Genomic DNA, 1,585 nt, shown 5'->3' with positions numbered 1-1,585 from the left:
CCAGTGGTGGCGGTGGTCGCGGCGGTGCTGCGGAGCACGGTCATCGGATTCTCCCTGCTTTCGAGTAGCGCTCGGACGGTGGAGAACTCACTGCGCGCATCGGACAGCCCCCGTTCAAGACGGCGCAGATGTGCCTCGAGCAGCTTGCGCACCAGGTCGGTGTCCGCACTGGACCAGCCGGCCAGCACCAGCCGGATGTCCGCCAGCGGCATGCCCGCCCGCCGCAGCCGGGCCAGCAACCGGGACTCTTCGAGCTGCTCGGGGCCGTACCACCGGTAGCCGCTGACCGGATCCACCCAGGCAGGGACCAGCACGCCCGCACCGTCGTAGAACCGCAGCGCGCTCACGCTCAGTCCGCTGTCCCGGGCCATCTCGCCAATGCTGCGCATCTCGCTCTCCACACCCAGAACTCTGAGCCCTGCACCAGGTCGAGGGTCAATCGCCGCCGCCCGGCGGGCCGCGTGCGTGGCGGTGGCGTTGCGGGGTCGTGAAATCCGGCCATGGGTTTTCGGCCGTCGAGGGCGCTGCGGATGATGGGCGGAGCCGAAGGAAAGTCCAGGTCACCGTCGGTGTGCGAGGTCCGGTGGGGGGCCCGTTCCGGCCACCCCCGGGGGCCTCGGGCAGGGGTTGACCGGCGGCCGGGGCGCTGACAGTCTCCGAGCCATGTCCGCGACCGAACTTCTCGCCACGCGGCTCCACACCCCCGGCCTCTGTACCGAGCCGGGCGAGTGTCCGGGCCGCTGTCCGGCCCCCACGGCCTGACCCCCGCCCCGCCCCCGCGCGGCTGTCCCCGGGACCGCCCTTCACCGCGAGGCTCGGCCGGGACGACCCACCTCGCCAGGAACGCCCACCCGGCTCGGCACGCCTGACCGGGGCGACTCGGCCGGGGCCGACGCCCCACCGGCGACGCCCTTCCGCGACGACGTCCCACCGGCCCGGCGCCGACCGGCGCCGCCCCTCCGGAACGCCGCCCCTCTACCGGGGGCTCGACCGGTTCGGCGTCCCCACCCGGGTCGCCTCTCCGAGTGGTGTCGCCTCACCGGCGCGGCGTCCGTCGCGGTACGCCCCGCCGGGGCGGCATCCCGCCCCGGACGCCCTTCCGGTGCGCTCCCCGACGGCTCCCCCCATCGGGGGTGTTCGGCCGGGCCGACGCCCCACCAGGGTGTCCCACCGGTCGGCGCCCCACCAGGGTGTCCCACCGGTCGGCGCCCCACCAGGGTGTCCCACCGGTCGGCGCCCCACCAGGGTGTCCCACGGACGGCACTCAGCCAGGGCGTCCCGCGGGAAGGTGCCTCACCGGTGTGTCGCACGGTCGGCGCCTCGCCGGGGACGCCCTCCGGGGAGCGCCCAGGCGGGGGCGTCTGACCGGATCGGCGCCTGCCGGGAGGGAGTCCGGCCGGGGGTCTGCTCCCGGGACAGGGGCGCCGTCCGGGGGCCGCGGCCGGGCTCCCTGCCGGGCCGAGAGGGCCAGGTCGGGGCGACGTGCCCGGGCACCCGAGGGGCCTACGCGTCCTCGGGCGCCGGCACCCGGAGCCGTACCACCCGCACCGCACCGCGCACACCGCACACCGCACACCGCACCGAA

The 1,585-nt window shown here is 76.2% G+C and carries 1 protein-coding gene; it reads right to left on the bottom strand.

All coding sequences use genetic code 11. From position 1 onward, the window contains the following. Positions 1 to 401, bottom strand: a 401-nt coding sequence (locus tag PV721_RS43250) for a helix-turn-helix domain-containing protein (RefSeq protein ID WP_319734337.1), incomplete at its 3' end; no start/stop codon positions are given. Between the last annotated feature and the right edge of the window lie 1,184 nt (positions 402 to 1,585).

Source organism: Streptomyces sp. MB09-01 (assembly GCF_033794505.1).
Lineage (GTDB): Bacteria > Actinomycetota > Actinomycetes > Streptomycetales > Streptomycetaceae > Streptomyces.
Note: the sequence above shows the minus strand (reverse complement) of the source record. Positions and strands in the feature narration are given on the sequence as shown.